Raw genomic sequence first — 25,029 nt, 5'->3', positions numbered from 1 at the left:
GCAGCCTGTAAAGGCATATGCGGTTGGCACACCGTTCAGTGTGCGAGTAGCACAGCCAGTAACATGCCCTTATAGGGTTGAGCAAACCACCCGTTTTACGGGTGGTGATGATTTGTTAAGCCAAAGTTAAAAAAAGTTAAATTTATATATATACTGCTATTGATTCATAAACAATGTTAAAATATATTTAAAGTATTCTTAATGATAACATTAAATATGGAGGAAAATATGGAGAGAATTTTAGTTGAAGGATATGAATTTATAAAGATAGATCTTAAAGGGGCAGAGGCAGTATTTTCAACAGCTAAAAATAACTTGAACTTTAATAAATCAGAAGATATAGGTAGAAAAAATATTGAAAATTTAAAAAAATGGTTTAATTTGAGAAATATAGGATATCTAAATCAGGTCCATGGCTGTGACAGTATAATTTATAGGGGTAGATTAGAAGACGCAGACGGAATAATTACAAATATGCCTTATGAGGCTGTGGGAGTCTTTAATGCAGATTGTGTTCCCATAATTTTGTACGATAGAAAAGAGAAAGTTGTAGCGGCAGTCCATAGTGGGTGGAGGGGCACCTTAGGATGTATTGTTTTAAAGACATTGGAAAAGCTGCAAAGGGATTTTAAAAGTGATCCTTTAAATATAACAGCCTGTATAGGACCACATATCTGCAATTCCTGTTATGAAGTGGGAGAAGAAGTAATACATGAATTTAAAAATTCACCTTTTTACAGAGATAAAAAGATATTTGAAGGACGTAAACTGAGTTTGAAAAAATGTATTTTACACCAATTACAAAGTAAGGGGGTAAAATATGAAAATATAAATTGTTTAGATGTTTGTACTGCATGTAATACAGAATATGAATTGTATTCTTACAGGAAAAATAAATATGGGGGAAGATTGTTTTCTTTTGTTTACCTTAATCCTTCTGTAAATTAATTATATTATGATTAATTGTGCATTTTAGGCAGTGAACTGTGAATTACACAAAAGGGGTGTGTTTATGTCAAAAGAAAAAATACTAATAGTAGATGATGAAGAGCATATATGCGAACTTATTAAGTTTAATCTTGAAAATAACGGATATAAGACTATTGTAGCCTCAGATGGAGTAGAGGCGCTGAAAATTGCAAAGGAGGAAAGACCTAAACTTATTTTACTGGATGTTATGCTTCCAGGAATGGACGGGTATGATATATGTAAAGAAATAAGGAGAGATGAATCTATATCATCTACTCCTGTAATTATGATAACTGCCAGAGGAGAGGAATTTGATAAAGTACTAGGGTTGGAACTTGGAGCAGACGATTATATTACAAAGCCTTTTTCTGTAAGAGAATTAGTAGCGAGGGTAAAAGCCATACTCAGAAGAACCATGATAAAAACTTTAGATAGATATTATGTGTTTGGAGAAATAAGTATAGATTTTGACAGACATGAAGTACTTAAGAACGGTGAAAAAGTGGAATTAACATTAAAGGAATTTGAACTTTTGCAAATGCTTATAAAGAATAAAGGAAGAGTTATGACTAGAGATTTTCTACTTGATAAAATATGGGGATATGAATATGTAGGGGAAACTAGAACTGTGGATGTGCATATAAGGCATATAAGACAAAAAATAGAGAATTGTGATAAAAAGCCTAAATACATTGAAACCATACGTGGAATTGGATATAGATTTAACTGGAAAGAGTAACTGGTGATGAAATGAAAAGAAAATTGATGTTGTATATGTTAGCTACTCTTGCATTTAGTATGCTTATAACTACCTTATTATTTATAGTAATTGAAAATCATGAATATATAAAAAATATGAAAGATACTTTAAAATTAAATAATGAAATCATAATAAATATAATGAGAAATCAGAAAATAGAGGATAAAAGTAGTTTTTTAAAAGAAAATTTTCAAAGTGAAATTACAAGGGAAACTATTATAAATAAAAATGGAAAAGTGCTTGGAGATTCTGTAGCTCTAGAAAGTACTATGAATAATCATAATTCAAGAAAAGAAGTACAGGAGGCTAGAAAAGAAGGAACTGGTTATGACATTAGAACAAGTGATACTACAGGTAAAAAAACACTGTATTTTGCCACTGCATTTGGAAATGGGTATGTAGTACGAAGTGCATTAACCATGCAGACAATTAAAGGATTTGAAAATAATTATCTTAGATATTATGTGTTTATAATGTTCTTTTCCATATTAATGTCTTTAGCTTTTGCCTCAAGACTTTCAAAATCTATAGTAAAACCATTGAAAGAACTTAAGTGTACTACCTTTAGTATAGCAAGTGGAAATTTAAACAAAAGAGTTATAGTTAATTCAGAAGATGAAATAGGTGAACTTAGTAAGACTTTTAATCATATGGCAGATGAACTTCAAAGTACCTTAAGGGATTCTGTGGATAAGAGAAATAAATTAGAAGCTATACTTAAAAGTATGGATAGCGGTGTAATAGCTGTGGATAGCAATTATAAAATTATAATAATAAATCCATATGCAAAAAAAATATTTGGTATTTCTAAAGATATAATAGGGGAAAACTTAATGGATAGTATAAGGGATTTTGAGTTGGAAAGTATATTTAAAAGTGTAAAAAAAGAATATGGTGAGATTAAAATATTAAGACCTAAAGAAAGGGATTTAAGGATAAAAACTGACTATATTATAAATGGAGATGAAAAAATAGGCATAGTAGCAGTGGTTCAAGATATAACAGATATAAAAAAGCTGGAGAATATGAGATCTCAGTTTGTGGCCAATGTATCCCATGAATTAAAGACTCCTCTTACATCTATAAAAGGATTTGCTGAAACCTTAAAATATGTAGAGGATGCAAAAAATAGAAATAAATTCTTAAATATAATAGATGATGAAGCAGATAGACTTACAAGGTTAATAAATGATATACTCATACTTTCTCATATAGAAAGCAATGAGATGGATAAAGTGGAACTTATAAATATAAATCAAATAATAAATGATGTATGCTGTATGATGGAAACTGCTGCCGGAAAAAAACATATAAAAATTAAGAAAATAAATTATAAACTCCCCGATATATTGGGAGATGCGGATAGATTTAAACAGATGATTATAAATTTAGTAGATAATGCAATAAAATATACTAATGATGGAGGAATGGTGAAAATTGGTACATCACTTAAGGATAATGATTGTTTGATATGGGTAGAAGACAATGGAGTTGGAATTTCAAAAGACCACCAGGAGAGATTATTTGAAAGATTTTATAGAGTTGACAAAGCTAGGTCTAGAAGCCAGGGAGGAACTGGCTTAGGTCTTGCTATAGTAAAACATATTCTTCTAAAATTTAGTGGAACTATAGAATTAGAAAGTGAAGTTGGCAAAGGAAGTAAGTTTACAGTTAAAATACCTTTAGATATTAACAGAGATGAAAACATGTAATTGAAAATTACTAATGGAGATAACATCCAGTATATTTTAATATTGGATGTTAATTTTAATTAACATAGCTATAATAAAGCATTAACCTTTGTGGAATATTATAAATACTGTAGAAATTAATGATAATTTTAATTTATTATTTTTATTTTATTTTACAAAGTTAACGGGCAAATCTTAAGGAGGTCTATGTTATTATGAACAAAAAAATATTAAGAACTTTTATAACAGCTGTGGCTATTACCGTAACCACGGGAATATTTGCAGGTTGTGGAGGAAATACTAGCACAGAAGGTGAACAAAAGAATACTAATCAGGAAGTATCTGGTTCAATAACTTTAGCCGGTTCTACTGCACTTCAACCATTGGCTGAACAAATTGGCAAAACATTTTCAGAAAAAAACCCTAAGGCAACTATTAATGTTCAGGGTGGAGGAAGCGGAACAGGATTAAATTTAGTGCTTCAAGGTACTGCAAATATAGGGAACTCTGATGTAACAGCAGAATCAAAATTATCAGCAAGTGATGCAAAACAGCTGGTAGATCATAAGGTTTGTGCTATAGGCTTTGCAGTAGTAGTAAATCCTAATGTAAATGTTGACTCTCTAACTAAGGATCAAATACAGAAGATATTTACAGGAGAAGTTACTAATTGGAAAGATGTAGGCGGAAGTGATATGAAAATAAATGTTATAAACAGGACCAAGTCATCAGGTACCAGAGCTACATTTAAAGATACTGTAATGGGCGGAAAAGAGGAAAAGGAAGGTCTTGGAACAACCCAAGATTCTAATGGAAATGTAGAAAATGCTATTAAGACAACAGAAGGTTCTATAAGTTATCTGGCTTTATCATATTTAACAGATGCAGTTAAAAATAATGTTAAAGCTTTAAAGATAGAAGGAGTTGAAGCTACTTCAGAAAACATAATTTCAGGAAAATATCCGTTTTGGTCTTATGAACATATGTATACAAAAGGAGAAGCAAAAGATTTGACAAAAGCATATATAGATTATGTACTAAGTGATGAAAATAAAGAAACTGTAAAGAAACTTGGATATATTCCAATGAGCGATATGAAATAGAAATGAATTAACTGGCTGTGTACACAGCCAGTTAACTAAAAAATTTTAAAGAGTAATCAGTGACTATACTGGCATGTTTTACTATTAAAATATGATTTTGAGGTTGGTGAATATGGGAAATAAATCATTGTGGCATAAACTAAAAAGTGAATATTTAGGAAAAGGTTTTGCTACATTTTGTGGAGTTATGATTATAATTCTTACGTTAAGTATAATAGTCTTTATAACTTCAAAAGGTGTAGCAACTTTTGTAAAAAGAGGATACCCTATATTAGAATTTTTATTTACTTCTCAGTGGGTACCGGATAGTAATACCCCAAAGCTTGGGGCACTTATATTTTTTGCAGGTTCTACCTTTGTTTCTTTAGGGGCAGTTATAATAAGTGCTCCTATAAGTATAGCACTGGCAGTATTTATGCATTACATATCTCCTAAAATAGGGGCCAGAATATTACAGCCTTCACTGGAATTGTTTGTAGGTATACCTTCAGTTGTGTATGGTTGGATAGGGTTTAGTGTACTTATTCCATTTCTAAAAAGAAGTTTTCATGGAATTGGATTTAGTTTAATGGCAGGTATACTGGTATTAAGTGTAATGATACTACCTACTATAGCCAGTATATCTGCAGACGCAGTAAAAACTATTCCAAGAAGTTATATGGAAGCATCTTATGGATTAGGTGCAACCAGGTGGCAGACTATAAGTAAAGTAATAGTTCCATCTGCAAAAAATGGTATACTTACTGGAGTAGTATTAGGGATTGCTAGGGCTTTTGGAGAAGCATTGGCAGTACAAATGGTAATAGGAAATACTATAAAATTTCCTAAAGGCCTCTTAGATCCTACATCTACCATGACAAGTATTTTAACTATGGATATGGGAAACACAGTATCTGGAACTGCATGGAATGATGCATTATGGTCTCTGGCATTATTTCTTTTAATAGTTTCTTTTATTTTCATTTTAATAATAAAAGCTATAGGAAAAAGGAGTGAAGTTAAAAGATGAATGCTAAAATGAAGGACAAATTCTGGACTGGAGTTTTTTACGGAGTATCTGCTTTTATAGTAGTCATTTTGGTAATTTTAATAGGATATATACTATTTAAAGGTGCGGGATTTTTGAAACCATCTTTTTTATTTGGTGAAGCAAAATTTGGAGAAGCTGGAGGAGGCATAGGCCCCCAGTTATTTAATTCTTTTTATATGTTAATAGTGGCTTTATTTATAAGTGTTCCTTTTGGAATAGGGGCGGGAATATATTTATCCCAATATGCAAAGGAAGGAATATTTTTAAATATAGTTAGGTTGAGTATAGAAACTATGGCTTCATTACCCTCTATTGTGGTTGGATTATTCGGCCTTTTAATATTTGTAAATATGACAAATTGGGGCTTTACTCTTTTATCAGGGGCTTTTGCAATATCTGTATTAAATTTACCTGCTTTAACCAGGGTAAGTGAAAATGCCATAACTGCTGCAGCAGGTCCTGTAAAAGAGGCCAGCCTAGGCTTGGGGGCAACTACATGGCAGACTATATCAAAAATAATTCTTCCATCGGCTATACCACAGATATCTACAGGTGTAATACTTGCTGCAGGTAGAATATTTGGAGAGGCTGCAGCACTTTTATACACTGCAGGTATGAGTGCACCTAAATTAAATTTTTCCTATATAAGCTTGATTGATAAAAGTTCTTCTTTCAGTATAATGAGACCTGCAGAAACTTTAGCAGTATATATATGGAAATTAAATTCAGAAGGAATGGTACCTGACGCAGCCCAGATAGCTAATAAGGCTTCTGCAGTTTTAGTAATTATGGTATTACTTTTTAATCTTATAGCTAGGATATTAGGGAAAAAAATATATGAATCATATACTGGAAAGAAATAAGGAGGAGAATTAATGAATATAATACGGACAGAAGACCTTGATTTATATTATGGCTCTAATCAGGCACTTAAGAAAATAAATTTAGATGTGAAGAAAAATTCTGTTACAGCTTTAATAGGACCTTCAGGGTGCGGAAAATCAACTTTTTTAAGAACTTTAAATAGAATGAATGATTTGATAGATTCAGTTAAAATTGAAGGAAAAGTGTTTTTTGAGGGTAAAAATATATATGAGGATTATGATGTAATAGATTTAAGAAAAAGAATTGGAATGGTATTTCAAAGTCCCAACCCTTTTCCTATGTCCATATATAACAATGTAGCCTATGGTCCAAGAATACATGGGATAAATAAAAAAGGTGTACTAGATGAATTAGTAGAAAATAGTCTTAAGGATGCAGCTATCTGGGACGAGGTAAAAGATAGATTGGATAAAAATGCATTAGGACTGTCAGGAGGCCAGCAGCAAAGGCTGTGTATAGCAAGAACTCTTGCAGTACAACCGGATGTACTTTTAATGGATGAGCCTACTTCAGCTTTAGATCCTATATCTACATTAAAAATAGAAGAACTTATGGACATTTTAAAGAAAAAGTATACTATAATAATAGTAACCCATAATATGCAGCAGGCTGGAAGGATATCCGATTATACTGCTTTCTTTTTAAATGGAGAAATTATTGAAGCTGAAAAAACTGAAAATATTTTCTACAAGCCTAAAGATAAAAGGACAGAAGATTACATTACAGGGAGATTTGGTTAATTCACCCGAGCGCTACCATTGCTAATACTCCCATCGCACTCTGTGAAAGCGATTCACACAAAATTAAAAATTTTGGTTCTCTGCTTTTCTATCAAAGTGGGAGATAAGCACTGCTACGCGCCTGGATAAGTTCTTCCCCTAAAGGATAATGTATTCTAAGTGCTAAAGACACTAAGAATACTGTTAATAAGGTTCAGGTGGAGAAAAGCATTTCTTAGTAAGCAAATTCCATCTGAACCTAAGAATCACTTGATATAAAAAGTATTTTTAAAAACTGTAATATATGGCATAATAAAATTAATAACTGAAAAGAGGTGGATATTATGACGAGAACAGCATTTGACTACGCATTAGAAGAGATGCATAATGATGTATTGAGAATGGGAAGTATGGTTGAAAAACAAATTCATCAGTGTATTGAAGCCCTGGTAAAACAGGATGAGCAGTTAGCAAAGCAGACTATAAAAAATGATGATTTAGTAGATAATCTGTATAAAGAAATAGAGAATAAATGTATAAAACTAACTGCAAAAGAACAGCCACTTGCCATAGACTTGAGAACAATATTTACAACTGCCAGAATAATAACAGATCTGGAGAGGATGGCAGATTATGCTGTAGATATAGCTAAAATAACTATAAGATTAAAAAATGAAAAGTATGTAAAAAAACTAATAGATATATCTAAAATATCTAAAATAGTTAATGATATGATAAAAAGGGCATTGGATGCTTATGTGGATACAAATGTAGAAGAAGCTTATGAATCTTGCAAGATGGATGATGAGGTAGATAGGTTATATAAAAATGTATTTAAAGAAATGATAGAAATTATGATAGAGGATCACAGTAAAATAAATCAGATGACCCAGCTCATATTTGTATGTAAATATTTAGAGAGAGTAGCAGATCATGTAACCAATATATGCGAAGGAACCATATATTTAGTTACAGGAGAACAGAAGGATCTAAATGAATAGCTGGGATATAGAAGCTTAAATTTATGAGATTTTCGGTGTATATCGAAAATCTTTATTTTTTTGAATTTTATTCACTGAATATATATACACTAGTCAGACGGATTTATTTATAATATAAATTGTTATGTTAAACTTAGGTTAACAATAAAATATTGTTAAAGCTTATAGAATTAGAAGAAAGCTTTAATATATGCAATAGTTATTACATACATATTAAATTAAGTATGAAATTTTTTATTTAATTTTTGTTAAATTTATGTTATACTTTATAAGGTCGAAAATGTATACTTTCAATGCCAGGAGGGATATAATGTTCACTTTTACTCCAAAAGAAGACAAGTTTTATGACTTTTTTGTACAAACTGCAAATATTGCTTATAAAGCTGCAAAAATGTTATTGGATTTTTTGAATGATCTTGAAAATTCAGAAGAAAATTTAAAAAAAATAAAAGAGGTGGAACACGAGGGAGATAAAAAACAGCACGAAATACTAGAACAATTAAATAGTACATTCATTACTCCATTTGATAGAGAGGATATATATGTTATAGCAAAGGATACAGATGATATTATTGACTACATAGAATCCACAGCTAGCAGGTTTGTTATGTTTAATGTAAATAAGTGTACTGAAGAAGCTGTTGTTTTAGGAAAAATGATAGTTGACTGCTGTAAGGAACTAATTCTTATAATGGAAGAATTAAAAAATATGAAAAACAGTAAACAGCTGGCCAAGAGAATAATAGAAGTAAATAGAATAGAAGAAGAAGGAGATGTAGTTTCAAGAAAAGCTATTGGAGATATATTTAGAATAAATATGGAAGTTATAGATGTTATAAAATGGAGAGAAATATATCAATGTTTAGAAGATACACTGGATGCTTGTGAAGATTTAGCTAATGTTATTGAAGGGGTAGTAATGAAAAATGCTTGACAGTGCTTTGATTTTAACAATAGTAATAATAGTAATTGCATTAATATTTGATACAATAAATGGTTTCCACGATAGTGCCAATGCTATAGCCTGTTGTGTATCTACTAGGGTAATGACGCTGAAAACGGCAGTAGTGATGTCGGCTTTTTTTAATTTTATAGGGGCTTTTATGAGTGTAAAAGTTGCACAAACAGTAGGAAAGGGTATAGTTAACCCTAATGATATTACTCAAAGTGTAATTATAGCAGCACTTATGGGAGCAATAATCTGGAATTTACTAACTTGGTATTTTGGAATACCAAGCAGCTCTTCTCATGCACTTATAGGAGGATTAGTTGGGTCTGCTATTGTGTATAAGAGTTCTTTTCTAATAATTAATTGGTGGAGTCTTTTTGTAAAAGTCATACTTTGGCTTATCTTGTCACCTATAATAGGATTTATAATAGGTTTTGTGTTTATGACTATAATCAATATGATTTTGAGAAATACAAGACCAAGTACAGTAACAAAAATTTTTTCAAAAGCTCAAATAGTATCTGCAATGTTAATAGCTCTTAATCATGGTGGAAATGATGCGCAAAAAACCATGGGAGTTATAACTATGACCCTAGTCAGCGCAGGTTTTATCAAGGTATTTGCTGTTCCTTTCTGGGTAAAAGTCTGCTGTGCACTTGCCATGGCTTTGGGTACAAGTCTTGGAGGCAAGAAGATAATAAAAACTATGGGTTCTAAAATGGCTAGAATCGCACCTGTAAATGGTTTCTCAGCAGAAATGGGTGCATCTACAGTAATATTTACAGCTACTATGTTTAATGCACCGGTTAGTACAACACACATAATAACTACGGCTATAATGGGGGTTGGAGCTGCTAAAAGGTTTTCGGCAGTAAGGTGGGCTGTAGTAAAGGATATAGTTTTTACCTGGATAGTTACCATACCCGGTTGTGCTTTTATTTCCGGAGGTTTAATATTCTTGATAAATTTAATTTAATTTTAAAAAAAATCTCTTCTATATAAATCTTAGAGAGATTTTTTTTATTTTTTTGGTTTATCCGATCGCTACCACTGCTAACCCCCCCATCTCACTCTGTGAAAGCGATTCACACAAAATTAAAAATTTTGGTTCTCTGCTTTTCTATCAAAGTGGGGGATAAGCACTGCTACGCGCCTGGATAAGTTCTTCTAAGGTTCAGCTGGAGAAAAGCAGTTCTCATAAGCAAACTCCACCTGAACCTAAGAATCACTTGATATACTTAAAAAGTTTAATAATTGACTAAATAGGTATATTAGGTTATATTCTAAATGTATAAAGCGTTTCTTTTAATAGCACTCTATTTTAAAGTTTCTAAAGTAAAAATTTTAAACGGGAGTTGTATACATGAAAAATAAAATTAAGGCAATTAAATCTGGAAGTATTGCTGAAGAAGTGGAAATAGAAGTGGGAGATTACCTGGTAGCTATTAATAATATGGAAGTTAAGGATATAATAGATTATAAATTTCTCATAAGTGATGAATATGTGGAAGTTCAAATCAAAAAGAAAAGTGGAGATATATGGGAGTTGGAAATAGAGAAGGAATATGACCAGGATTTAGGAGTGGAATTTGAAGAGGCAATTTTAGATAAACCTAGAAGCTGTCATAATAATTGTATTTTTTGTTTTATAGATCAGATGCCCAAAGGAATGAGAAAAACTCTTTATTTTAAAGATGATGATTCTAGACTGGCATTTCTTCAAGGAAATTTTGTGACGCTTACAAATATGAGCAAGGATGATATAGATAGAATAATTAAATATAAAATAAGTCCTATAAATGTATCGGTGCATACCACTAATCCTAAGTTGAGAATAAAGATGATAAATAATAAATTTGCAGGAGATATATATAATCTGCTGCAAAGGCTTACAAAAAATCATATAAAAGTGAATTGTCAGGTGGTGTTATGTCCTAATATAAATGATGGCCAGGAATTAAGAAAAACTATAGAAGATCTTTATAAGTTATATCCTGGGGTGGAAAATGTAGCAGTAGTACCTGTGGGAATTACAAAATATAGACAGGGGCTTTTTAATTTAAATCAATATGATAAAAATTCTGCAGCCAAGCAGTTACAAATTGCAGAAGAACTTCAAAAAAAGTATATAAAAGAAATAGGGACTCCTTTTGTAAGATTTTCAGATGAATTTTATATTGTTTCAAATAGGGATATTCCACCTTCGGAATTTTATGGAAATTATAATCAATTAGAAGATGGTGTAGGCATGGTGAGAATTTTTAGGGATAATATAACAAATGAGCTTAAAAATTTAAGTGCAAAGGTAAAAGGTTCATTTACCTTCATAACAGGGGCTTTAGCCTATGAAGAAATAAAAAGTTCAACTGAGAAAATAATGAAAAAAAATCCCCGTATAATAATTAATGTAAAAAAAATAATAAATAATTTCTTTGGTAACACTATAACTGTAGCAGGACTTGTTACTGCAAAGGATATATTAGAGCAATTGAAATATGAAACTTTAGGAAGCTATTTAATTATACCGGATTGTATGCTGAGAAAAGGATATGAGCTTTCAGAATCACAGAAAAGAGTATTTTTAGACGATGTGACTTTAGAGGAATTAGAGAGTTCTTTAAACAGAAAGATACTGGTATGTGATTACACAGGAAAAAATTTAATACAAACTATAAATGAAAACAGCGAGGAGGAATAGCTAAATGGGAAAACCAATAGTAGCTATAGTAGGGAGACCTAATGTAGGAAAATCTACATTATTTAATAAGTTGGCAGGAAAAAGAATATCTATAGTAGAAGATACTCCGGGGGTTACAAGGGATAGAGTATATGCTCAGGCGGATTGGCTGCAGTATAGTTTTACTATAATTGATACAGGAGGAATTGAACCTGAAAATAATGATGTAATAATTTCTAAAATGAGAAGACAGGCACAAATAGCCATAGAGACTGCTGATGTAATAATATTTATAGTAGATGGAAAAGAAGGGCTTACTGCATCAGATAGAGAAGTGGCTCAAATGCTTAGAAAAAGTAAAAAACCGGTAGTACTTGTAGTAAATAAAATAGATAACATAAGTCAAGAAAGCTATGTATATGAATTTTATAACTTGGGAATAGGAGAGCCTATATCTATCTCTGCATCTCAGGGACTGGGACTTGGAGATATGCTGGATAAAGTAGTGGAAAATTTCAGAAATGAAGGTAATGAAGATGATGATAGCGAATATATAAAAATAGCATTTATAGGTAAACCTAATGTAGGAAAATCTTCCCTTATAAATAAGCTTTTGGGAGAGGAAAGAGTAATTGTAAGTGATATTCCAGGTACCACAAGGGATGCTATAGACAGTTATTTAGAAACAGATGAAGGAAAATTTTTATTGATAGATACTGCAGGTGTTAGAAGAAAAAGTAAAGTTAAAGAAGAGATAGAAAAGTATAGTGTTATAAGAACATATACTGCAGTAGAAAGGGCAGATGTATGTATACTAATGTTAGATGCTACTCAGGATATAAGTGAACAAGACGAAAAAATAATAGGGTATGCACATGAATTGAATAAAGCCATAATGGTAGTTATTAATAAATGGGATTTAATAGATAAAGATACCAAGACCGTAGATAAATACAAAACTAATATAGGAAATAGTCTTTCTTTTATGTCTTATGCTCCTTATTTATTTATATCTGCAAAAACTGGTCAGAGAGTAAATAAAATTTTGAAGTTAGTGAGAGAGTGTTATGATAGTTACTGCAAACAGATAAAGACAGGAGTTCTAAATGATATAATAGGTAAAATAATTATGATGAAAGAACCACCTGTTGTAGGTAACAAAAGGCTGAAAATTTATTATGTAACTCAAATAGGAATAAAACCGCCTACATTTGTATTTTTTGTAAATGATCCTAAATGTATTCATTTTTCCTATAGTAGATATATTGAAAATCAATTAAGGGATAGTTTTGATTTTGCTGGAACTGGTATAAAGTTAGAATTTAGAGAAAGGAAGGAATAACTTATGTGTCTATCTGTATCTTTTTTAGGAGGAGGTAGTTTTGGAACCGCTCTTTCAGTAATGCTTGCAAAGAAAGGAATAGACGTAAAACTATGGGATAGAAAAGCCAGTATAGTGGAAGATATAAATGTAAAGAGAGAAAATATACAGTATCTCCATGGTATAGTGATTCCAGAAGAAGTAAAGGCTTCTAGTGACGTAAAAGAAGTTATACAAAAAAGTGATATTTTAGTTTTATCAGTACCCTCCCAGGCGGTGAGAGAAATTTGTAGAAATTTTAAAAGTTTCATAAGCCAGCATCAAATAATTGTAAATATAGCAAAAGGCATAGAAGAGGAGAGTACAAAAAGACTTTCTGAGGTTATTAAAGAAGAACTTCCAAACAATAAAGTAGTAGTACTTTCAGGACCAAGTCATGCAGAGGAAGTAGCACGGGACATACCAACTACAGTAGTTGTATCTTCAAAAGAAATGGAATATGCAAAAAAAATTCAAGATGTATTTATGACAAAAAAATTCAGAGTTTATACTAATGAAGATATTATAGGGGTGGAAATTGGAGGTGCTGTTAAAAATATAATTGCAGTGGCTGCAGGAATTTCAGATGGAATAGGATATGGAGATAATTCAAAGGCTGCCATTATGACAAGAGGTATTGCAGAAATAATGAGAATTGGTGAAAAGCTTGGAGGAAAGAGAGAAACTTTCACGGGACTTACAGGTATAGGAGATCTTATAGTTACCTGTACAAGTATCCACAGCAGAAATAGGAGAGCGGGTATTCTTATAGGTCAGGGAATACCGGTGAAAGAAGCAGTGGATCAAATAGGCATGGTGGTAGAGGGCATAAAAGCATGCAATGCCTTTTATGGATTAAAAGAAAAATTACAAGTACAGATGCCTATAACAGATGCACTTTATAAAATTTTATTTCAAGGAAAAGATCCTAAATATACTGTATATGAACTAATGAGCAGAGATAAAAAAAGTGAAATATATTAATATATGCTCTCTTTAAATTACTTACAATCACATAAACTTCACATAGATTTTTGATATTTGCACAACAAACAGAGGTTATAATTTTTTACATAGTATAACCTCACATTGTGAATGAATGTAGGTAAAAAGGGAGAGTGAAGTCTAATGAATAAAATAAAATTAGTGAACAGAATAAAATTCACCAAACAAAATATTGCACTAATACTAATTGTAATACTTTCTGCTATATTAAATTTTGCAAATTTAAGTATAGAAGGCTATGGGAATTCGTATTATGCTGCGGCCATAAAAAGCATGACTATGAATTTTAAAAATTTCTTTTTCGTATCTTTCGATCCGGCAGGTTTTGTATCTATCGATAAACCGCCTTTGGGTTTTTGGATTCAGGCTATATCTGCTAAAATGTTTGGCTTTAGCGGTATCAGTATAATTTTGCCTCAAGCTCTGGCGGGGGTAATTTCCGTTATATTAATGTATTTTATTGTTAAAAGAGCTTTTGGCAGTATAGCAGGACTTATTTCTGCATTATGTCTTGCAGTAACTCCAGTATTTGTAGCTGTAAGCAGAAATAATACAATAGATAATCTGCTTGTGATGGTTTTATTATTTGCATGTCTGGCACTTTCCATAGCAGCAGAAAAAGGGAAGTTTAAATATCTTATAATAAGTATGGTACTAGTAGGATTGGGGTTTAATATAAAAATGCTTCAAGCTTATATGATAGCGCCTGCGTTATATATAACATATCTTCTTTCTACAAATGTTTCAGTTAAGAAGAGAATACTTCATCTTGTAGTAAGTACTTTTGTACTTTTGGCAGTTTCGTTGTCATGGGCATTAATTGTTGATTCTACACCTGCTGCAAACAGACCTTATGTAGACAGTAGTACAAATAATACAGTTATGGAACTTATAGTAGGTCATAATGGAATGGAGAGGATATCACTTGGTAATTCATCTAATAAAGGCGGCGGAGGTACACCAGGAGGGAATAGACAAGCTATGGGGCAGTCTAAAGATGGTTCAAAAGTTACCTCTGAAACATCTCAATCTAGTTCAAGTGAATCTCAAAGTCAATTTCCAGGAAGTCCTCCAAACAATAATGAAGGTATGACTGGCAGTGCTCCAAATGGCAGTGGAAAAATGAATGGTGGTCCAGGCGGTGGTCAGGGACCTGGAGGCGGAAGTACCCAAGGAGTTCAGTCTGGTACATTTGGAGGTCAAACTACAGCAGGAATTACAAGATTGTTTTCAAAAAATACACTTTCAGATCAAATATGCTGGTTTATACCACTTGCCATATTTGGATTTATAGCTGCATCTATTAAAGAAAAATTGAAATTTAAGTTAGATAATAAGAGAAAACAGGCATTAATTTTGTGGTTTATATGGTTTTTACCTGTATTTATATATTTCAGTTTCAATACAGGCACATTCCACTCTTATTATTTAACTATGCTTGCACCGCCAGTTGCAGCACTTGCGGGAATAGGAATTATTTCAATGTGGGAACTTTATAAAGAAGGTGGATGGAAATGCTGGTTTTTACCTGCAGCACTGGCTGTTAATGGAGGTGTCCAGCTATTGGTAGCTTATTACTTTAATAGTTATTCAAGTATTGTAAAGATATTAATGGCATTAATAGTAGTTTTATGTTTGGTACCTTCTATAATACTTGCCATATTAAACTTTATGAAAAATAAAGAAGTTTATATGAAAAACAATGAATTTAATCAGAGTAAGCTTATTAAATTAAAGAAAATCTTAGTGAGTTTGTCACTTATAGGGCTTTTAATAACTCCACTTGTAGGATCTTCTACTGTAATATTTAATAAGTTAAGCGGATCTACTCCAGCGGCAGGTCTGGAGCTCTTATCCACAAACAAACAGTCTGATTCTAAATTTCAGGGAAGTTCTAAGGGAACTCAACAGGGAAATATGGATAGCAGCAATTCAAAACTTATAGAATTTTTATTAAAAAATAAAACCAATGAAAAATATCTGCTTGTGGTTTCATCATCTAATGATGCTGCAGATATAATAATTAATAGTGGAGAATCTGTAATGTCTCTGGGAGGATTTTTAGGCAGCGATAAAATAGTTACCCTTGATGAATTTAAACAAATGGTTAAGAATGGAGAAATAAGATATGTAATGGTTGGAGGCACTGGTGGCGGGAACTCTAGCAGTGAAATTATGAATTGGGTTAAGAAAAATGGAAAAGTTGTTTCCGCAAGTGAATATAGTAATTCTAGTGAATCTGTCACTAAGTCAACTGATAGTACAGATGGTAATAAAAACTCAAATAATCAAGCTGGAGGTGGCGGCAGAGACTCTGAAAAACAATTATATGACTTGAAAGTTTATACCGATAGTTTATAGTTATATTTTAATAAATAACTAGTCATTTTGACTGGTTATTTATTTTTGGATACTTTGAGAAGAGTGGTAATTAAAGTAGATAAATTAAAAGATGTAGGCAATGTTAGTGACAGTTTTTAAAGAATATGATAAAATAGGGGGGTTAAAGTATCTATAACTAACTAGTTATTAATTTTCAGATGCCTAGCCAATTTAAGTTGAGGTGATAACGTTGGCTAAAAAAATATATTTAGTGGAAGATGAACATAGTTTAAATATTTTGCTTGAAAAGTATCTTAAAAATGAGGGATATGATGTTACAACTTTTTTTAATGGAAGTTGTGCAAAAGACAGGATAAAGGATATGCCAGACCTTTGGATACTGGATATAATGCTTCCTGATATAGATGGTTATGAGTTAATTAAATACATAAAGCAAAATAATAAAGATACTCCTGTTATATTTATGTCTGCAAGAAATGAAGAATTGGATAGGGTGGTAGGTCTGGAACTTGGTAGTGATGACTATTTATCTAAACCATTTCTACCAAGAGAATTAGTTATAAGAACTAATAAACTTATGGAGAGAATTTATGGCAATAAGGATCATAGTAAAAGTACAGATGTAAAGCTGGGAGAATATTTAATCAGTAAAAATCAAAGAATAGTTTTTTTTAAAGGGGAAGAACTCCAGCTTACCAACAAAGAATTTGAACTATTAAACTATCTTATTGAAAACAAGAATAATTTAATATCAAGAGAACAAATTTTAATGAATGTATGGGGAAATAATTATTTTGGTTCAGATAGGGTAGTAGATGATACTATAAGAAGACTTAGAAAAAAGGCAGATAGATTAACCATAGAAACGGTATATGGATATGGTTATAAATTGGTTGTAAGATCATGAAGATATTTAAAATAAGATCTTTAATGTTAAGAATATGGATGACTTTTACAATTATGATTCTTGTAATAATATGCTGTATTTCACTTTTATATTTATTTGTATTTAGGGCCTCTGATGAAAAGGCTAAGATTGAAGATTTAAAGGCAGCTCACATTATGTTATTAACAAATGGTAATTTTAATGATCCTTTAAGTTTTGATAAATTAAGAAATCTTAAGGAAGTACAAAATTTAATTGTTAATATAAATGATAAAAAGACTGAAATAATAGATATAAATAAACCTCCTGACAAACATGGGGGACCTGGACCTGAAGAAAATGATGAGAGGAACTGGATGGTTAGTTTTGTTAAATATACAGGAGATGAACAAAAGCAGTTTAAAGAGTATTACCATAATAAAAAATTCTTTTTTATTATAAGTTTAATGAAAAATGAGAATTCAGAAAAATCTTATTTGATTACCTACATGCCATATTTTTCAGATAATAGTATATTATATAATGTAGTTATTATAGGCATTGTGTTTATCATTTTAGCTTTTTTTACTTCAAAACTTGTGGCCGCATATATTTCAAAACCACTGAAGGAATTAGAAAATTATACCAGAAGAATAGCTAATAAACAGTGGGGAGAGCCTATTAAGGTTAAAAACAACGATGAAATTGGAAGTCTTGCGGACTCTATGAATACCATGCAAAAAAAGTTAAAATATGCTGAAGAAAATGAAAAACTGTTTCTTCAAAGTATATCTCATGATTTGAAAACGCCGGTTATGGTTATTATGGGTCATGCCGAGGCAATTATAGATGGAATTTATATAGATTCTGTTGAAAAAACAGCTGAGATAATAAAGGAAGAGGCTATAAATCTTGAAAAAAGAATTAAACAAATTTTATATTTAAATACCCTTGAATATATACTAGAAAATAATGTCGAAAATGAAACTGTAAATTTACAACGGATTATTAATAATATGGTAGATAGATTTAAGGTATTTAATAATAATATTAATTGGGAGTTAGACATTGGTGAGAGTTTTATTGTAGGCGATAGGGAAAAAATACAGGTTTCTATAGAAAATGTACTGGATAATGCCCTAAGATATGCAAAGACTACTATAAAAATAAATTTAAAAAATCAGGCCGGTTTTTCTATACTTGAAATCTATAATGATGGAAGTATAATTGAAAATAAAAATATAAATCGTATATTTGATAATATGTACAAAGATAAAAAAGGGAATTTCGGATTAGGACTTGCTATTTCAAAAAAAATAATAGATTTTTATAATGGTCATATTAGAGCAGTAAATAGGGAACAAGGTGTAAGTTTTATAATTAAATATCCAGCAAAAAGCAATCATCTGTAAGGGTGGTTGCTTTTTTATCACATAAATTTCACATAACAATTACATATTATAACTACAATTATTATTTATAATTTCTTTAGAAACAAAGTTAAGTGAGGTGTAGAGATGTTTAAAGATAAAATAGTTTATAGCATTGTAGTACCTCTATATAATGAGGAACTTGTAGTTTCAGAAAGTTATAAAAGACTTAAAGAGATTATGGATTTAACTCAGGAGGAGTATGAAATTGTATTTGTAAATGATGGCAGCAGAGATACTACAAGAAAAAAGGTAGAACTTATTTGTAAAAAGGATTCCAAAATAAAATTGGTTAATTTTTCGAGGAATTTTGGGCATCAGGCAGCAATAACAGCGGGAATGAATATATCTATGGGAGATGCTATTGTTGTAATTGATGCAGATCTGCAGGATCCTCCGGAAGTCATTTTAAAAATGATTGAAAAATGGAAAGAGGGATATGAGGTAGTTTATGGCAAGAGAGTTAAAAGGGAAGGCGAAACTTTTTTTAAGAAGTTTACTGCAGGGGTATACTATAAATTATTAAAATCCATGACTAATATTGATATACCTATGGATGTAGGAGATTTTAGACTTATTGATAAAAAAGTATGTCATGCCCTGTGTTCACTTCCAGAAAAAAATAGATATATAAGAGGACTTGTTAGTTGGGTAGGATTTAAACAGACCTATGTGGAGTTTGTAAGACAAAAAAGATTTGCAGGAGAAACAAAATATCCATTAAGTAAAATGGTAAAATTGGCTCTAGACGGTATAACTTCCTTATCCTATAAACCTCTGTTATTTATAAATTATATTGGAGTTTTTATTTTGACAGTAAGCTTGATTTCAGGAATTAGTATAATTATTAAAAACATAGTTAATCAAATCAATGTTTTAAGTATGGGAGTAGTGCTCTCTGTTAATTCTTTTATGATAAGCCTAATTCTTATAAGTATAGGCACAATGAGTCAGTATATTGGAAGAATCTTTGATGAAGTTAAGGATAGGCCTATATATATAGTAGATAACATTGTAAATTATAAAGAAACTAATTCTAAGATTCAATCTTATGGTAGATAGAACGGGAGTTATAATAACCTCTTAAAAAGATCTAGTAATAAAATGGTATATCTAAAAATATATATATACTGTTAATATTAGATTATTGGAGGGCATATTTTGGAAAGTTTTGATATATACAATGATATTGCAGAAAGAACTCAGGGAGACATATATGTGGGAGTTGTAGGCCCTGTTAGAACAGGAAAGTCGACTTTTATAAAAAGGTTCATGGAAATTATGGTATTGCCCAATATAAATAATTCCTATAAAAAGCAGAGGGCTAAAGATGAATTGCCTCAGAGCTCTTCAGGAAAATCTATCCATACTACAGAACCTAAATTTGTACCTAATGAAGCTATAGAGATAAATCTAGAAGGAGGTGCCAAATTTAAAATAAGAATGGTAGATTGTGTTGGGTATATAGTTAAAAGTGCATCGGGATATATGGATGGTGAAGAAGCTAAGATGGTAACTACTCCTTGGTATGATTATGAGATACCTTTTGAAGAAGCTGCTGAAATTGGAACGAAGAAAGTAATAAATGAACATTCTACTATAGGACTTTTAATTACTACGGATGGTTCTATAACTGATATAGATAGAGAAGATTATGTTGAGGCAGAGGAAAGGGTAGTAAATGAACTTAAGGCTATAAATAAACCTTTTATAACAGTTTTAAATTCGCAGCATCCCTATGATCCTGATACCATAGCTTTAAAGAAGGAATTAGAGAGTAAATATGATGTTCCTGTTCAGACTATGGATGTGTTAAATATGAAGGAAGAGGATATAACAAGTGTATTTCAAAGGGTACTTAAAGAATTTCCAGTTAAAGAAATAAATATTGATATGCCAGAATGGATAGAAAAGATGGAGCCATTACACTGGTTGAAGGTGAACTTTATAAATTTAGTAAAAGAAATGTGTGAAACTATATATAAAGTTCGGGATATAGGCAGAGCACTTCAGGGTGTTAAGAACATAGAATTTATTGATGAACCTATAGTAAAGGAAATTAATATGGGAGAAGGTACTGCCAGGATTAATTTAAGGCCTAAAAAAAGTCTTTATTATAGAGTACTTAGTGAAGTTTGTGAAGAGGAAATTGAAGGCGAAAGTGAGCTAATCAATATAATTAAAGAAATGCACAAAGCTAAGGTAGAATATGATAAAATAGCAGGAGCATTAAAGGAAGTTAAAGAAACAGGATATGGACTGGTGGCACCACAGCTTTCTGAAATGAAGCTGGAAGAACCTGAAATAGTAAAACAAGGTAATAGATTTGGAGTAAAGTTGAAAGCTAGTGCTCCTTCACTTCACTTTATAAGGGCAGATATTGAAACAGAAGTTTCCCCTATTATGGGTACAGAAAGAGAAAGTGAAGAAATGGTTAAATCTCTACTAGAACAATTTGAAAGCGATCCTTCTAAAATATGGCAAAGTAATATGTTTGGAAAATCCTTAGAAATATTAGTTAAAGAAGGACTTCAGAATAAATTATATAAAATGCCGGAAGATATTCAGGTCAAAATACAAAAAACTCTACAAAAAATTATAAATGAAGGCAATGGCGGTTTAATATGTATCATACTTTAATACTTAACTATGTATATCAGTGTACTTAAAAATTTATTAATTATGTACTTTAAATTAGGAACTTTAGATAGATTTAAGCTTATCTGAAGTTCTAAATTTTTTATAGGAATGTTGTAATTAGCTAATACTCCCACTTATATACTTGCCGTTGAAAATTAAAATAAATTTTTAATTTGTTATTTTATTATAGATATTTTATGTTATAATCGTTTTAAAGTTCTATTTTCATCTCATTTATAGATAAATACATATGAATTTAGGCATTTATATCTTCTATTGTAAATTATCTTGAAATTATTATTGATGTTTATGTATAATTAAATATGGACTTGTAAGGTTATGTATGTGGAAGGATGAATTTGTAATGATTAAAAGTATGACTGGATTTGGAAGGGGTACTGCAGAGGATCAAAATCAAAGTTTTATAGTGGAAATGAAAAGTGTAAATCATAGGTATTGCGATTTGAATATTAAGATGCCTAAAAGTCTTATGCCTTTAGAAGATAATATAAGAAAATCTACCCTGCAAAGAATAAATAGAGGTAAGGTGGATATAATTGTAACTCAGAGAAATTATAACAGTCATGGTACGAAGGCTGTGCTGGATGAAGGCCTAGCGGATAGTTATGTGGAATGTTTTAATAAAATTAAGGAAAAATATGATATAGAAGAGAATATATCCCTAAGCCTTGTGCTCAGGTTTCCTGATGTAATAACACTAAAGAAAGAAGAAGAAGATGTTGAGAATACTTGGAAGCATTTATCAAAAGCTTTAAATGATGCCCTTTCTATGCTGGTGGATATGAGAAAAAGAGAAGGGGAGAAGCTTAAAAAAGATTTGTTTCAAAAATGTAATTATATTAGAGATTTGTTAGTTAAGGTAGAAAGTAATTCCCAAGAAGTAGTAAAAGATTATAAGGGCAAACTTTTCCAAAGATTGAAGAATTTATTAGAAGAATATCCTGTGGATGAAAGTAGAGTTGCAATGGAGGTAGCATTGTTTGCAGATAAATCTTGTATTGACGAAGAAATTGTAAGATTAAATAGCCATATAATTCAATTTCAGAAAACTTTAGATGCAGGTGAACCTGTAGGGAGAAAACTTGATTTTATATTACAGGAAATGAATAGGGAGGCAAATACTATTGCTTCAAAATCTACAAATTTAGATATAACAAGAATTATATTAGATACAAAAAACGAAATAGAAAAAATAAGAGAACAAATACAAAATGTGGAATAAACTAGGAGGAAATGTATGGGTATAAAGTTAATAAATATAGGCTTTGGGAATATTGTTTCAGCAAATAGATTGATAGCTATAGTTAGTCCGGAATCTGCCCCTATAAAGAGAATAATTCAAGAGGCAAGGGATAGGGGAATGCTTATAGATGCTACTTATGGAAGGAGAACAAGAGCTGTTATAATAACAGACAGTGATCATGTAATACTTTCTGCAGTTCAACCTGAAACTGTAGCACATAGATTGTCAACTAAGGATGAAGAGAGCGATATTAGTGAGGTCGAGGTACAATGAAGAAAGGGCTTTTAATTGTTATATCAGGGCCCTCTGGAACCGGAAAAGGTACAATATGTAAAGAACTAATTAGTAAAAATGATTTTTGGATTTCGGTTTCAGCTACCACAAGATCCCCTAGAAAGGGCGAAGTAGATGGGGTAAACTATCATTTTTTTACTGAAGAGAATTTTAAGACTAAAGTGAAAAATAAGGGTTTTCTAGAATATGCACAGGTATATGGAAATTATTATGGAACTCCTAAATCTGAGGTTTTAAAGGCTATAAATGAAGGTAAAGATGTAGTGCTTGAAATTGACATTCAAGGAGCTTTAAAAGTAAAGAAGGCTTATCCTAAAGGAGTATTTATATTTATACTTCCACCTTCAATGGAAGAACTTAAAAATAGGATTATAAAAAGAGGAAGTGAAACACCAGAATCTCTTATGACCAGATTTAAATCAGCGTATAAGGAGATAAATTATGTGTCAAAATATAATTATGCGGTTATAAATGATACTATAGAAAGTGCAGTAAAAAAGATAGAAAGTATAATTACGGCTGAAAAGTGTAGAGTAGATAGAATTAAAGATGAAATATTAAGTTCCAAGGAGGGTATTACCTATGAACAACTCGATGATAAATCCATCTATTGTGGATTTATTAAGAAAAGTAGAGAATAGATATACTTTAGTTGCTATGACAGCTAAAAGGGCAAGGCAGTTGATTGAAGGTTCTGAGTCTTTAGTAGATATAGATTCTACTAAACCTGTGACCATAGCAATTAAAGAAATAAGTGAAAGTTTAATTACTTATGAAACTGTAAAAGAAGGTATTAAATAATGTTAAATGAAGAAAAAACTATAGTTATAGGAGTAACCGGGGGAATAGCAGTTTATAAAGCCCTGGATGTTATTAGTAAGTTAAAGAAAAAAGGTTTTCAAGTGAAAGTGATAATGACAGAGGCTGCCACAAAATTTGTAGCTCCTCTTAGTTTTCAGACTTTAAGCCAGAATGTAGTAAATATTGATATGTTTCAAGAACCTAAAGCATGGGAGATACAGCATATTTCTCTGGCCAAGGAAGCAGATTTGCTGGCAGTAATTCCAGCTACTGCTAATATAATAGGCAAGGTTTCAAATGGTATAGCAGATGATCTTTTAACTACAACTATTATGGCTACTAAGGCTCCTGTAGTTTTTGCTCCTGCAATGAATACTAATATGTATAATAATCCTATTGTACAAAGCAACATAAATAAACTTATGAGATTTGGATATGAATTTATAAATCCGTCTACAGGAAAGCTTGCCTGTGGTGACGTAGGGACAGGTAAACTTGAAAACACGGACTTTATAGTACAAGTAATTGAAAGTATGCTTTATGATATAAAAGACCTTAAAGGAAAAAAAGTAATGGTAACAGCAGGACCAACAAGAGAGGAAATAGATCCTGTAAGGTATATAACTAATAAATCCTCCGGCAAGATGGGATATGCTATAGCTGAGGAAGCGAGGGATAGAGGGGCAGAAGTAACTCTCATATCAGGGCCCACAAATATAGAAATTCCTTTTGGAGTTAACTTTATAAATGTAAATACAAATGAAGAAATGTTAAACGCAGTGCTTAATGGTTTTAAAAGTCAGGATATAATAGTAAAGGCTGCTGCTGTATGTGATTATAAACCTAAAACATATTCAGATAAGAAAATAAAAAAGAGTGAGGATGAATTTTTATTATCTTTGGTGAAAGATATAGATATATTAAAGAAATTAGGGCAGTTAAAGGATAAGCAGATTTTGGTGGGCTTTGCAGCTGAAAGTAATGATTTGATTGAAAATGCAGAAAAGAAATTAAAAAATAAAAATCTAGACTATATAGTTGCCAATGATATAACGGGTACTGATATTGGGTTTTCTTCAGATGATAATAAAGTGACTATACTGTTTAGTGATGGAAACAAAGTAAGTTTGGATAAAATGAGCAAAAGAGAAGTGGCTAGAAAAATATTTAATATAGTGATGTCCAGATGATTTGATTTTTTAGGTATTTTAAAATATTGAGCTTATAGTTTGAGAGGGAGTGG

Annotated in this window: 23 protein-coding genes; all 23 read left to right on the top strand. The window is 31.2% G+C overall.

Annotated features, from left to right (window positions below):
* Positions 1-228 precede the first annotated feature (228 nt).
* The 23 genes from pgeF to coaBC all read left to right on the top strand — a co-directional run bounded on the left by pgeF (position 229) and on the right by coaBC (position 24,976).
* Positions 229-948, top strand: coding sequence for a peptidoglycan editing factor PgeF (gene pgeF / locus ACJDU8_RS10485; protein ID WP_406792104.1), 720 nt, complete (start codon positions 229-231; stop codon positions 946-948).
* A gap of 64 nt (positions 949-1,012) precedes the next feature.
* Positions 1,013-1,708 (top strand): response regulator transcription factor, encoded by a 696-nt coding sequence (locus ACJDU8_RS10480; protein ID WP_406792103.1) that lies wholly within the window; start codon positions 1,013-1,015, stop codon positions 1,706-1,708.
* 11 nt (positions 1,709-1,719) lie between these two features.
* Positions 1,720-3,441 carry a two-component system histidine kinase PnpS gene (gene pnpS, locus ACJDU8_RS10475; RefSeq protein ID WP_406792102.1) on the top strand — a complete coding sequence of 574 codons (1,722 nt, stop codon included), beginning with the start codon at positions 1,720-1,722 and terminating at the stop codon, positions 3,439-3,441.
* A 194-nt stretch (positions 3,442-3,635) separates the two neighbouring features.
* Positions 3,636-4,523 carry a phosphate ABC transporter substrate-binding protein gene (locus ACJDU8_RS10470; protein WP_406792101.1) on the top strand — a complete coding sequence of 296 codons (888 nt, stop codon included), beginning with the start codon at positions 3,636-3,638 and terminating at the stop codon, positions 4,521-4,523.
* 112 nt (positions 4,524-4,635) lie between these two features.
* Positions 4,636-5,532 (top strand): phosphate ABC transporter permease subunit PstC, encoded by an 897-nt coding sequence (gene pstC / locus ACJDU8_RS10465; RefSeq protein WP_406792100.1) that lies wholly within the window; start codon positions 4,636-4,638, stop codon positions 5,530-5,532.
* Positions 5,529-6,416, top strand: a complete 888-nt coding sequence (pstA, locus tag ACJDU8_RS10460) for a phosphate ABC transporter permease PstA (RefSeq protein WP_406792099.1) — start codon at positions 5,529-5,531, stop codon at positions 6,414-6,416. Before pstC ends, pstA begins: the two co-directional genes overlap by 4 nt.
* Positions 6,417-6,428: 12 nt before the next feature.
* On the top strand, positions 6,429-7,178 hold the full coding sequence (pstB, locus tag ACJDU8_RS10455) for a phosphate ABC transporter ATP-binding protein PstB (protein WP_406792098.1): 750 nt from the start codon (positions 6,429-6,431) through the stop codon (positions 7,176-7,178).
* Between the two features lie 323 nt (positions 7,179-7,501).
* Positions 7,502-8,158, top strand: coding sequence for a phosphate signaling complex protein PhoU (gene phoU, locus ACJDU8_RS10450; RefSeq protein WP_406792097.1), 657 nt, complete (start codon positions 7,502-7,504; stop codon positions 8,156-8,158).
* Positions 8,159-8,468: 310 nt separating this feature from the next.
* Positions 8,469-9,092, top strand: a complete 624-nt coding sequence (locus ACJDU8_RS10445; RefSeq protein WP_406792096.1) for a DUF47 domain-containing protein — start codon at positions 8,469-8,471, stop codon at positions 9,090-9,092.
* Positions 9,085-10,083, top strand: coding sequence for an inorganic phosphate transporter (locus ACJDU8_RS10440; RefSeq protein WP_406792095.1), 999 nt, complete (start codon positions 9,085-9,087; stop codon positions 10,081-10,083). Before ACJDU8_RS10445 ends, ACJDU8_RS10440 begins: the two co-directional genes overlap by 8 nt.
* A 387-nt stretch (positions 10,084-10,470) precedes the next feature.
* Positions 10,471-11,805 carry a DUF512 domain-containing protein gene (locus tag ACJDU8_RS10435; RefSeq protein ID WP_406792094.1) on the top strand — a complete coding sequence of 445 codons (1,335 nt, stop codon included), beginning with the start codon at positions 10,471-10,473 and terminating at the stop codon, positions 11,803-11,805.
* A gap of 4 nt (positions 11,806-11,809) precedes the next feature.
* The gene (der, locus tag ACJDU8_RS10430) at positions 11,810-13,126 is read left to right on the top strand and encodes a ribosome biogenesis GTPase Der (protein ID WP_406792093.1); all 1,317 of its coding nucleotides are present in this window, start codon (positions 11,810-11,812) and stop codon (positions 13,124-13,126) included.
* Between the two features lie 3 nt (positions 13,127-13,129).
* Complete coding sequence (locus ACJDU8_RS10425; RefSeq protein WP_406792092.1) at positions 13,130-14,128, top strand: NAD(P)H-dependent glycerol-3-phosphate dehydrogenase; 999 nt, start codon at positions 13,130-13,132, stop codon at positions 14,126-14,128.
* A gap of 162 nt (positions 14,129-14,290) precedes the next feature.
* A complete protein-coding gene (locus ACJDU8_RS10420) occupies positions 14,291-16,510 on the top strand; it encodes a glycosyltransferase family 39 protein (protein WP_406792108.1) in 2,220 nt (739 codons plus the stop codon).
* Positions 16,511-16,721: 211 nt separating this feature from the next.
* Positions 16,722-17,399 (top strand): response regulator transcription factor, encoded by a 678-nt coding sequence (locus ACJDU8_RS10415; RefSeq protein WP_406792091.1) that lies wholly within the window; start codon positions 16,722-16,724, stop codon positions 17,397-17,399.
* Entirely contained in the window at positions 17,396-18,769 is a 1,374-nt protein-coding gene (locus ACJDU8_RS10410; RefSeq protein ID WP_406792090.1) for an ATP-binding protein, read from the top strand. Before ACJDU8_RS10415 ends, ACJDU8_RS10410 begins: the two co-directional genes overlap by 4 nt.
* A gap of 105 nt (positions 18,770-18,874) precedes the next feature.
* Complete coding sequence (locus tag ACJDU8_RS10405; RefSeq protein WP_406792089.1) at positions 18,875-19,849, top strand: glycosyltransferase family 2 protein; 975 nt, start codon at positions 18,875-18,877, stop codon at positions 19,847-19,849.
* 99 nt (positions 19,850-19,948) lie between these two features.
* Entirely contained in the window at positions 19,949-21,427 is a 1,479-nt protein-coding gene (spoIVA, locus tag ACJDU8_RS10400) for a stage IV sporulation protein A (protein WP_406792088.1), read from the top strand.
* A gap of 364 nt (positions 21,428-21,791) precedes the next feature.
* The gene (locus ACJDU8_RS10395) at positions 21,792-22,670 is read left to right on the top strand and encodes a YicC/YloC family endoribonuclease (RefSeq protein ID WP_406792087.1); all 879 of its coding nucleotides are present in this window, start codon (positions 21,792-21,794) and stop codon (positions 22,668-22,670) included.
* Between the two features lie 15 nt (positions 22,671-22,685).
* Complete coding sequence (gene remA, locus ACJDU8_RS10390; RefSeq protein ID WP_406792086.1) at positions 22,686-22,964, top strand: extracellular matrix/biofilm regulator RemA; 279 nt, start codon at positions 22,686-22,688, stop codon at positions 22,962-22,964.
* Positions 22,961-23,626 carry a guanylate kinase gene (gene gmk / locus ACJDU8_RS10385; RefSeq protein WP_406792085.1) on the top strand — a complete coding sequence of 222 codons (666 nt, stop codon included), beginning with the start codon at positions 22,961-22,963 and terminating at the stop codon, positions 23,624-23,626. The genes remA and gmk overlap by 4 nt, the downstream gene beginning before the upstream one ends.
* Positions 23,568-23,786 carry a DNA-directed RNA polymerase subunit omega gene (gene rpoZ, locus ACJDU8_RS10380; protein WP_406792084.1) on the top strand — a complete coding sequence of 73 codons (219 nt, stop codon included), beginning with the start codon at positions 23,568-23,570 and terminating at the stop codon, positions 23,784-23,786. Before gmk ends, rpoZ begins: the two co-directional genes overlap by 59 nt.
* Entirely contained in the window at positions 23,786-24,976 is a 1,191-nt protein-coding gene (gene coaBC, locus ACJDU8_RS10375) for a bifunctional phosphopantothenoylcysteine decarboxylase/phosphopantothenate--cysteine ligase CoaBC (RefSeq protein ID WP_406792083.1), read from the top strand. The genes rpoZ and coaBC overlap by 1 nt, the downstream gene beginning before the upstream one ends.
* Positions 24,977-25,029 lie beyond the last annotated feature (53 nt).

This window comes from Candidatus Clostridium eludens, from assembly GCF_045310515.1.
Lineage (GTDB): Bacteria > Bacillota > Clostridia > Clostridiales > Clostridiaceae > Clostridium_B > Clostridium_B eludens.
The sequence above is the reverse complement of the archived record's forward strand: the minus strand, read 5'-3'. Positions and strand labels throughout refer to the sequence as shown.

What these genes read in the sequence shown, in the direction of transcription:
- pstA (WP_406792099.1), top strand. Translation starts at nt 5,529, where the DNA reads ATGAATGCTAAAATGAAGGACAAATTCTGGACTGGAGTTTTTTACGGA.
- phoU (WP_406792097.1), top strand. Translation starts at nt 7,502, where the DNA reads ATGACGAGAACAGCATTTGACTACGCATTAGAAGAGATGCATAATGAT.
- pstB (WP_406792098.1), top strand. Translation starts at nt 6,429, where the DNA reads ATGAATATAATACGGACAGAAGACCTTGATTTATATTATGGCTCTAAT.
- remA (WP_406792086.1), top strand. Translation starts at nt 22,686, where the DNA reads ATGGGTATAAAGTTAATAAATATAGGCTTTGGGAATATTGTTTCAGCA.
- der (WP_406792093.1), top strand. Translation starts at nt 11,810, where the DNA reads ATGGGAAAACCAATAGTAGCTATAGTAGGGAGACCTAATGTAGGAAAA.
- ACJDU8_RS10470 (WP_406792101.1), top strand. Translation starts at nt 3,636, where the DNA reads ATGAACAAAAAAATATTAAGAACTTTTATAACAGCTGTGGCTATTACC.
- pstC (WP_406792100.1), top strand. Translation starts at nt 4,636, where the DNA reads ATGGGAAATAAATCATTGTGGCATAAACTAAAAAGTGAATATTTAGGA.
- ACJDU8_RS10425 (WP_406792092.1), top strand. Translation starts at nt 13,130, where the DNA reads ATGTGTCTATCTGTATCTTTTTTAGGAGGAGGTAGTTTTGGAACCGCT.
- ACJDU8_RS10410 (WP_406792090.1), top strand. Translation starts at nt 17,396, where the DNA reads ATGAAGATATTTAAAATAAGATCTTTAATGTTAAGAATATGGATGACT.
- ACJDU8_RS10435 (WP_406792094.1), top strand. Translation starts at nt 10,471, where the DNA reads ATGAAAAATAAAATTAAGGCAATTAAATCTGGAAGTATTGCTGAAGAA.
- ACJDU8_RS10395 (WP_406792087.1), top strand. Translation starts at nt 21,792, where the DNA reads ATGATTAAAAGTATGACTGGATTTGGAAGGGGTACTGCAGAGGATCAA.
- rpoZ (WP_406792084.1), top strand. Translation starts at nt 23,568, where the DNA reads ATGAACAACTCGATGATAAATCCATCTATTGTGGATTTATTAAGAAAA.
- gmk (WP_406792085.1), top strand. Translation starts at nt 22,961, where the DNA reads ATGAAGAAAGGGCTTTTAATTGTTATATCAGGGCCCTCTGGAACCGGA.
- ACJDU8_RS10405 (WP_406792089.1), top strand. Translation starts at nt 18,875, where the DNA reads ATGTTTAAAGATAAAATAGTTTATAGCATTGTAGTACCTCTATATAAT.
- ACJDU8_RS10480 (WP_406792103.1), top strand. Translation starts at nt 1,013, where the DNA reads ATGTCAAAAGAAAAAATACTAATAGTAGATGATGAAGAGCATATATGC.
- coaBC (WP_406792083.1), top strand. Translation starts at nt 23,786, where the DNA reads ATGTTAAATGAAGAAAAAACTATAGTTATAGGAGTAACCGGGGGAATA.
- pgeF (WP_406792104.1), top strand. Translation starts at nt 229, where the DNA reads ATGGAGAGAATTTTAGTTGAAGGATATGAATTTATAAAGATAGATCTT.
- pnpS (WP_406792102.1), top strand. Translation starts at nt 1,720, where the DNA reads ATGAAAAGAAAATTGATGTTGTATATGTTAGCTACTCTTGCATTTAGT.
- ACJDU8_RS10445 (WP_406792096.1), top strand. Translation starts at nt 8,469, where the DNA reads ATGTTCACTTTTACTCCAAAAGAAGACAAGTTTTATGACTTTTTTGTA.
- ACJDU8_RS10440 (WP_406792095.1), top strand. Translation starts at nt 9,085, where the DNA reads ATGCTTGACAGTGCTTTGATTTTAACAATAGTAATAATAGTAATTGCA.